The 7,798-nt window shown below is 69.4% G+C and carries 9 protein-coding genes; 1 reads left to right on the top strand and 8 read right to left on the bottom strand.

Translation table 11 applies throughout. The features are described 5' to 3' along the window. Positions 1–45: 45 nt before the first annotated feature. The 3 genes from rplS to ACFXGJ_RS14500 form a co-directional block, all read right to left on the bottom strand. Positions 46–387: a 50S ribosomal protein L19 gene (rplS, locus tag ACFXGJ_RS14510; RefSeq protein WP_142101113.1), complete on the bottom strand. Its 342-nt coding sequence runs from the start codon at positions 385–387 to the stop codon at positions 46–48. A 156-nt stretch (positions 388–543) separates the two neighbouring features. After that, positions 544–1,389, bottom strand: coding sequence for a hypothetical protein (locus tag ACFXGJ_RS14505; RefSeq protein ID WP_378620895.1), 846 nt, complete (start codon positions 1,387–1,389; stop codon positions 544–546). Further along, entirely contained in the window at positions 1,389–2,312 is a 924-nt protein-coding gene (locus ACFXGJ_RS14500; RefSeq protein ID WP_378620902.1) for a formylglycine-generating enzyme family protein, read from the bottom strand. Before ACFXGJ_RS14500 ends, ACFXGJ_RS14505 begins: the two co-directional genes overlap by 1 nt. A gap of 188 nt (positions 2,313–2,500) precedes the next feature. Here ACFXGJ_RS14500 and ACFXGJ_RS14495 point away from each other — a divergent pair, with 188 nt between their 5' ends. Further along, positions 2,501–3,172, top strand: a complete 672-nt coding sequence (locus ACFXGJ_RS14495; protein ID WP_378620892.1) for a GAP family protein — start codon at positions 2,501–2,503, stop codon at positions 3,170–3,172. 62 nt (positions 3,173–3,234) lie between these two features. Here ACFXGJ_RS14495 and ACFXGJ_RS14490 read toward each other — a convergent pair whose 3' ends face one another. From ACFXGJ_RS14490 to rpsP, 5 genes are read right to left on the bottom strand one after another with little or no spacing between them, the layout of a single operon-like run. After that, positions 3,235–5,595: a Tex family protein gene (locus ACFXGJ_RS14490; RefSeq protein WP_378620889.1), complete on the bottom strand. Its 2,361-nt coding sequence runs from the start codon at positions 5,593–5,595 to the stop codon at positions 3,235–3,237. Positions 5,596–5,646: 51 nt separating this feature from the next. Further along, on the bottom strand, positions 5,647–6,378 hold the full coding sequence (gene trmD, locus ACFXGJ_RS14485) for a tRNA (guanosine(37)-N1)-methyltransferase TrmD (RefSeq protein WP_378620885.1): 732 nt from the start codon (positions 6,376–6,378) through the stop codon (positions 5,647–5,649). Positions 6,379–6,380: 2 nt separating this feature from the next. Beyond that, on the bottom strand, positions 6,381–6,908 hold the full coding sequence (gene rimM, locus ACFXGJ_RS14480; protein WP_378620882.1) for a ribosome maturation factor RimM: 528 nt from the start codon (positions 6,906–6,908) through the stop codon (positions 6,381–6,383). Between the two features lie 8 nt (positions 6,909–6,916). After that, positions 6,917–7,159: an RNA-binding protein gene (locus ACFXGJ_RS14475; protein ID WP_378423065.1), complete on the bottom strand. Its 243-nt coding sequence runs from the start codon at positions 7,157–7,159 to the stop codon at positions 6,917–6,919. After that, positions 7,156–7,617: a 30S ribosomal protein S16 gene (rpsP, locus tag ACFXGJ_RS14470; RefSeq protein ID WP_142101122.1), complete on the bottom strand. Its 462-nt coding sequence runs from the start codon at positions 7,615–7,617 to the stop codon at positions 7,156–7,158. The genes ACFXGJ_RS14475 and rpsP overlap by 4 nt, the downstream gene beginning before the upstream one ends. Between the last annotated feature and the right edge of the window lie 181 nt (positions 7,618–7,798).

Below are 7,798 nucleotides of genomic sequence, written 5' to 3'. Positions count from 1 at the left end.
CCCCGGAACAGATTGACTGTTCCGGGGCCGGGCCGACGCGAAAGCTCAGCGCTTTTCCTTGATCTTGGCCTTCTTGCCACGCAGATCGCGGAGGTAGTACAGCTTGGCGCGACGCACGTCACCGCGGGTCAGGACCTCGATCTCGGCGATGTTCGGGCTGTGCACCGGGAAGGTGCGCTCGACGCCGACGCTGAAGGAGACCTTGCGGACCGTGAAGGTCTCGCGGATGCCGCCGCCCTGGCGACGGATGACGACGCCCTTGAAGACCTGCACGCGCTCCTTCGAGCCCTCGATAACCTTGACGTGCACGTTCAGGGTGTCACCGGGACGGAACTCCGGAATGTCGGTGCGGAGCGACTGGGCGTCCAGGAAGTCCAGTGTGTTCATCGGTTGATCCATCCTTGCGTTTTCGCATGAGCAGAGGACCCGAGCGGCACCGCGTCAGCGGCACTCGGCTGGTTCGTACTCCGATTAGGTAGGTGCGCCCGTGACGGGCAACCCGTCAATTGTGCCAGACGAGCAGGTCCACGGCGAAATCCGGGCCTATGGGACGGCGTGCTCGTGCTGCGGGACCGGCGGCGCGGCGCGCACGGTCCGCTCCAACTCGTCCTCCGTGGCCGCCCTCGCGTGCTCGACGCTCGGCTTGCCCGCGATCAGGTCCTGCACGTAGATCTTGGCCCGCACGATCGGTCGGCGGAACCGTTTCTCCCGTTCGATGGCGCGGCGCATCCGCTTCGGCTTGTCCCCGTAGCGCCACCGCGCCCACGGCGCACCCGGCCGACTCAGGCGAATCGCCCCGACCAGCAGCAGCGGGAAGAAGAACATCCCCACCAGGCCGGTCCAGATCTTGCCCTTCGCGATCACCACGGCCGCGACCAGCAGGCTCACCAGGGATCCCACCGCCAGCACCACTCGCACCCACAGCTCGGGGTTGTCCCGGAAGTCGGACACGTTGATTATGGCGTCCGGTCGGGCGCCGAGCAGCAGCAGTCCGGTCACGGCGAGCGCGACGAACACCGCGTCGACCGAGGCGCGGCCCTGCTCCTCCCAGTACACGTCCTTGAGGTAGAAGATCAACGCGAACTCGTCGAGCACCAGCGCCGCCCCGACGCCGAAGCAGGCCGCCAGCACCGCACCCGTGGTCGGCGAACCGTCCTCGTAGGTGGCGATCAACGCCACCCCCGACAGCAGCATGGCGACCACCCCGAACACGACGTGGTGCACGTGCTGGCCGCCCGGCGTGACGTTGCCCGGCCACCACCGCACCTTCGCGCGGATCATCCGGACGCTGAACCTGATGAAGACGAAGCCGCCGATGAACCCCAGCAGGAAGCACAGCAGCGGCAGTTTGCCGTGCGCGATGATCTCGTCCTGCAGCCAGTTCTTCATCAGCTCGGGCCCAGCCCCCTGACGAGACAACGGAAGCCGATGTGGCAGGTCGAGGTCTCCTCCGACTCACCCTGACGCGCCGCGGGCCGGTAGCGCAGGCAGTAGTTCGGCGCGCACAGGTGCGAGCCGCCCTTGATCACCCGGCGCGCGTACGGCTCCCCGTCCACCCTGACCGCGGCGGCCACCCGCGGATTGCGCGGGATGCAGCACGAGTCGGCGGGGGCGACGTTCTTGCCGGACCGGCCGTGATCGGCGGTGTGGAAGTCGGTCGTCCACTCCCACACGTTGCCCGCCATGTCGACCAGGCCGTACCCGTTGGGCCGGAACGATCCGATCGGCGAGGTGCCGACGAAACCGTCCTCGGCGAGGTTCTGCCACGGGAACTGGCCCTGCCAGGTGTTGGCCTGATGCCTGCCGCCCGGCGTGAAGTCGTCGCCCCAGGTGTACGTCTTGCGGTCCAGTCCCCCGCGCGCGGCGAACTCCCACTCCGCCTCGGTCGCCAACTCCTTGCCCGCCCAGGCCGCATAGGCCTGCGCGTCGCGGTACGCCACGTGCGTGACCGGATGCCGTTCGCGCCCACCGACATTGCTGTCGGGCCCCTCGGGGTGACGCCAATCCGCACCGGGTACCCAGGACCACCACCGGCGGTAGTCGTCGAGGGACACCGGTCCGGGCGGCGGGGTGAACACCAACGATCCCGGGACCAGCAGATCCGGGTCGGCGTCCGGGTAGTCGGCCGGGTCGGGCGCGGTCTCGGCGACCGTCACGTGGCCGGTGTCCTTCACGAACCGGCGGAACTCGGCGACCGTCACCTGGTGGGTGTCCATCCAGAACCCGTCGACCTGCACCTGATGAACCGGGCGCTCCTCCGGGTAGAAGTCCTCGGAGCCCATCCAGAAGGTTCCGCCGGGGATCCACGACATGCCCTTCGTCGACACGGTCGGCGTCGACGAAGCCTCGGGGGGCGCGGGCGCCGGCGGTTTCTTCGTGATCGGGACGCTCTGCGGTGCCATGTCCACGAGCATGTCACCTCGACCGAGGACTCCGCACGCGGACGAATCACCCGTTTCGGGTGGGTCCGCGCGTCGCCCGTGCTGACAGCATTCCAAGCATGGGAACAGCCATCGGTGACATCCTTCCGCTCGCGCTCGGCGTCGCGATCAGCCCGATCCCGATCATCGCCGCGATCCTCATGCTGCTGACGCCGAAAGCCGGCAGCACCGCGACCAGCTTCACCGCGGGCTGGGTGCTGGGAATCGCGGGCGGCTACGCGGTGCTCGTCGTGGTCGCGAGCGTCGCCGGGCTCAGCACGAGTTCGGGGGGCAACGCCACCTCCGCGACGATCAAGATCGTTCTGGGTGTCCTGCTGCTCCTGCTCGCCGCGAAGCAGTGGAGGGGCCGCCCGGCGCCGGGTAAGCAGCCCCAGATGCCGGCCTGGCTCGCGGCCATCGACAAGGTGACCCCCGCCAAGGCGTTCGGCCTCGGCGTTCTCCTGTCCGTCGTGAACCCGAAGAACCTGCTGATGATCGTCGGCGCGGCGGTGGCCGTCGCCCAACTCGGCGTCAACGGCGCCACCCTGACCGTCGCCGGGGTCGTGTTCACCGTCCTCGCGGCGAGCACGGTCGCGATCCCGGTGATCGCGTACTTCGCGGCCCGCGACCGGGTCACCGGCTGGCTGAACAGCCTGAAGGCGTGGCTGACCGCCAACAACGCGGCGGTTATGGCGACCCTGCTGCTGGTGATCGGTGTGGTGATGATCGGCAAGGGCATCGGCGGCTACTGACCGGCGCTGTGCGCGTTCGGTACCCCAGTTGGGGTACCGAACGCGCACAGGCGGCGCAGCCGCTACTGGCCGAAGCCGGCCTTGCGGAGCGCGTCGGCCATCGAGCCGCCCGCCGGCTGCCGATCGGACCGGCCGCCGCCCTGACGCTGACCGCCCTGTCCCTGTCCCTGACGCTGACCGCCGCCGCGCTGGCCACCGCCCTGCCGCGGTCCGCCCGACTGCTGGCCGGACTGCCGCGGTCCCGACTGCTTCGGCGCGCCGGGCTCGTCGTCGAGGCGCAGGCTCAGGCCGATCCGCTGGCGCTGCAGGTCGACCTCCATCACCTTCACCTTGACCACGTCACCGGACTTGACCACCTCGCGCGGATCGCGGACGAAGTTGTGCGACATCGCCGAGACGTGCACGAGCCCGTCCTGGTGCACCCCCACGTCGACGAACGCACCGAACGCCGCGACGTTGGTGACGACGCCCTCGAGCGTCATGCCCGGCTTCAGGTCGGCGACCTTCTCCACACCGGAGGCGAACGTCGCGGTCTTGAACTCCGGCCGCGGGTCCCGGCCCGGCTTCTCTAGCTCGGCGATGATGTCGGTCACGGTCGGCAGGCCGAACTGCTCGTCGGCGAAGTCCTGCGCCCGCAGCGACCGCAGCACCGAGATGTTGCCGATGATCTCCTTGACGCCCGACCCGCTGGCCTCGACGATCCGCCGCACCACCGGGTACGCCTCGGGGTGCACGGCGGAGGCGTCGAGCGGATCGTCACCGTCGGTGATCTTCAGGAAGCCGGCGCACTGCTCGAACGCCTTCGGCCCGAGCCGCGCCACGTCGAGGATCCCCCGGCGGTTACGGAAGGGACCGTTGGTGTCCCGGTGCGCGACGATCGACTCGGCGAGCGAGCCAGTGATGCCCGAGACCCGCGACAGCAGCGGCACCGAGGCGGTGTTGACGTCGACGCCGACCGCGTTCACCGCGTCCTCGACGACCGCCGACAGCGACCGCGCGAGCAGCGTCTCGGACACGTCGTGCTGGTACTGACCGACGCCGATCGACTTCGGGTCGATCTTCACCAGTTCGGCGAGCGGATCCTGCAGTCGCCGGGCGATGGACACCGCGCCGCGGATCGACACGTCCAGGTCGGGCAGTTCCGCGGAGGCGTACGCGGACGCCGAGTACACCGAGGCGCCCGCCTCCGAGACCATCACCTTGGTCAGGCCTGCCTCGGGGAACTTCTTGATCAGGTCCGCCGCCAGCGCGTCGGTCTCCCTGGACGCGGTGCCGTTGCCGATCGCGATCAGGTCGACCCGGTGCCTGGCGGCCAGCGCGGCGAGGGTGGCCAGCGACTGGTCCCACTTGTTCGCGGGCTGGTGCGGGTAGATCGTGTCGTGCGCGAGCACCTTGCCGGTCGAGTCGACCACCGCGACCTTGGTGCCGGTGCGGAAACCGGGGTCCAGGCCCATCGTGGTGCGGGTACCCGCCGGCGCGGCGAGCAGCAGGTCCTTGAGGTTCATCGCGAACACGTCGACGGCGTCGCGCTCGGCCGCCTGGCGCAGCCGCATCCGGGTGTCGATGCCGAGACTGATCAGCATCTTCGTCTTCCACGCCCAGCGCACGGTGTCGAGCAGCCAGCGGTCGCCGGGCCGGCCCCGATCGGCGACGCCGAAGCGCGAGGCGATCCGGCCCTCGTACACGCTGACCTCGCCGACCGGCTGCTCCTCGGTCTCGGGGTCGAGGGAGAGCGAGAGCACCTCCTCCTTCTCGCCCCGGAACATGGCGAGGATGCGGTGGCTGGGGAGCTTGGCGAACGGCTCGGAGAACTCGAAGTAGTCGGAGAACTTGGCGCCGTCGGTCTCCTTGCCCTTGCGGACCGCCGACTTGACCTGCCCGCGGGTCCACATCAGCTCGCGCAGTTCGCCGACCAGGTCGGCGTCCTCCGCGAACTCCTCGACGAGGATGTCGCGGGCGCCGGCGAGCTGCTCGGCGGTGTACTGCGCGGGATCGGTGGTCGGGTCCGCCAGCAGGGTGTCCGCCACCGGCTGGTGCCCGGCCTCGCGAGCGATCTGGGCCTTGGTCCGGCGCTTCGGCTTGAACGGCAGGTAGATGTCCTCGAGCCGAGCCTTGGTGTCGGCCAACATGATCTGGCCCGCGAGCTCGTCCGTGAGCTTGTCCTGGGACCGGATCGACTCGAGCACCGCGACGCGGCGCTCGTCGAGCTCACGCAGGTAGCGCAGGCGCTCTTCGAGCAGACGCAGCTGGGCGTCGTCGAGGGTGCCGGTGACTTCCTTGCGGTAGCGGGCGATGAACGGGACCGTCGCGCCGCCGTCGAGCAGTTCCACCGCGGCGCGGACCTGCTCCTCCCGGACGTCGAGTTCGGCGGCGATCCGTGCGTTGACTGATTTCAGAACGGGTGCGTTCACAGCTGAGGTCACGGCGATCGACCCTACCGGCAGGCACCGACACCACCCGACACCTCGGGAGCGTCAGGACTCGAGAACCGCGCGATCGACGTCGGAGAGCTCGACGTGTTCGAGCAGGTCGGGCCGTCGGTCGCGAGTGCGCAGCAGCGACTGCTCGCGACGCCAGCGGTCCACCTTGGCGTGGTCGCCGGACAGCAGCACCGGCGGGACCTCGAGCTCGCGCCAGTTCACCGGCCGGGTGAAGCTGGGCCCCTCGAGCAGCCCGTCGGAGAACGAATCCTCTTGGTGCGACTGCTGATTGCCGAGGACGCCGGGAAGTAGCCGCACCACGGCCTCAGCCATCACCAGCACCGCGGCCTCGCCGCCGATCAGCACGTAGTCGCCGATGCTGACCTCCTCGACGCGTACCCGCCGCGCAGCGTCGTCGAAGACGCGCTGGTCGATGCCCTCGTAGCGACCGCAGGCGAACACCAGCCGCTTCTCCCCTGCCCAGCGGTGCGCGGTCTCCTGGGTGAACGGCTGCCCGGCCGGGGTCGGCACCACCAGCAACGTCTCGGGATCGGGTTCGGTGCCGAGCACCTCGTCGAGTGCCTCGCCCCACACGGTCGGCTTCATGACCATGCCGGGACCGCCGCCGTAGGGCGAGTCGTCGACGGCCTTGTGCACGTCGTGGGTCCAGTCGCGCAGGTCGCGCACGCCGACAGAGATCAGGCCCTTGTCGATGGCCTTGCCCAGCAACGCGGTTCGCAGCGGTTCGAGGTACTCGGGGAAGATCGTGATGACGTCCAGGCGCACGACTACTCCGGATCCAGTAGACCTTCGGGCGGATCGATCTCGACGTAGCCCTCGGCCACGGAGACGACGGGGACGATCGCGGTGACGAACGGGATCAGGATCTCGCCCGACTCCCGACCTTCCGGGCGCACGGAGAGCAGCTCCCCGGCGGCCGAGTGCAGCACCTCGTTGACGGTGCCGATCGGCGTTCCGTCGGCGAGCCGGACCGCCAGACCCTCGAGTTCGTGGTCGTAGAACGCGTCCGGGTCGTCCGACGGCGGCACGTCCGCACTGTCGATCACGAAGAGGGTGCCGCGCAGGGCGTCGGCGGCGGTACGGTCGTCGACACCCCGCAGACGCAGCAGAAGCCGCCCGGAATGCTCCCGGGCGGCTTCCACCGTGAAACTGGTGAGAGTGCGCTCGCGGGGCTTGCGACCGTGCAGCACGGAACCAACGGCGAAGCGCTGGTCGGGATCGTCGGTCCGTATCTCTACGGCGAGTTCACCCCTGATGCCGTGCGACTTGGCCACACGCCCGATGACGAGCTCCACGTCGACCGCTACTGATCCGTGTCGATCACGTCGACGCGGATACCGCGGCCACCGATGCCGGTGACCAGGGTCCGCAGCGCGGTCGCGGTGCGCCCGCCACGCCCGATGACCTTGCCCAGGTCGTCGGGGTGCACGTGCACCTCTACGGTGCGCCCGCGGCGTCCGGTGATCAGCTCCACCCGGACGTCGTCGGGATTGGCGACGATACCGCGAACGAGGTGTTCGACGGCATCGGCGACAACGGCACTCACTTGTCAGCAGCCTCGGAATCCGCGGCGGCCTCGGCGGGGGCCTCGGCGGCCTCCTCGGCGTCGGCCTTCTTGGCGGCCTTCTTCTTCGGGGTGATCGCCTCGGCGACCGGCTCGCTGTCGGCCTGCGCCAGCGCGGCCTGGAAGAGCTCCAGCTTGCTCGGCTTGGCTTCCTTGGTCTTCAGGGTGCCCTCGGTGCCCGGCAGGCCCTTGAACTTCTGCCAGTCACCGGTGATCTTGAGCAGGTTCTCGACCGGCTCGGTGGGCTGGGCGCCGACGCCGAGCCAGTACTGCGCGCGCTCCGAGTCGATCTCGATCAGGGAGGGCTCTTCCTTGGGGTGGTACTTGCCGATGGTCTCGATCGCACGGCCGTTGCGGCGGGTGCGAGAGTCGGCGATGACGATGCGGTAGTGCGGGGTGCGGATCTTGCCGAGCCGCATGAGCTTGATCTTGACAGCCATGGTCGAGCCTTTCAGATGGTCACGGCGCAATTCAGCGATACGCACGGAGTGCGTACCCGGTTTTGCGTTGAGGGGTTGTCGTGACCGCCGCGCGGTACGTAACCGGAGACGGGCGAACAGCGGACCATTCTGCCAGACGCGCGGGCCGCGGGGCGAATCGCCCGACTCGGCGCGGATTGCC

This window comes from Rhodococcus sp. NPDC059234 (assembly GCF_042754225.1).
In the GTDB taxonomy this organism is placed as follows: Bacteria; Actinomycetota; Actinomycetes; order Mycobacteriales; family Mycobacteriaceae; genus Rhodococcus_G.
The sequence above is the reverse complement of the archived record's forward strand: the minus strand, read 5'-3'. Positions and strand labels throughout refer to the sequence as shown.

Bases quoted from the DNA above. Each gene is read 5' to 3' on its own strand.
- ACFXGJ_RS14505 (WP_378620895.1), bottom strand. From the start codon at position 1,389: ATGAAGAACTGGCTGCAGGACGAGATCATCGCGCACGGCAAACTGCCG.
- rpsP (WP_142101122.1), bottom strand. From the start codon at position 7,617: ATGGCTGTCAAGATCAAGCTCATGCGGCTCGGCAAGATCCGCACCCCG.
- ACFXGJ_RS14495 (WP_378620892.1), top strand. From the start codon at position 2,501: ATGGGAACAGCCATCGGTGACATCCTTCCGCTCGCGCTCGGCGTCGCG.
- rplS (WP_142101113.1), bottom strand. From the start codon at position 387: ATGAACACACTGGACTTCCTGGACGCCCAGTCGCTCCGCACCGACATT.
- ACFXGJ_RS14500 (WP_378620902.1), bottom strand. From the start codon at position 2,312: ATGTCGTGGATCCCCGGCGGAACCTTCTGGATGGGCTCCGAGGACTTC.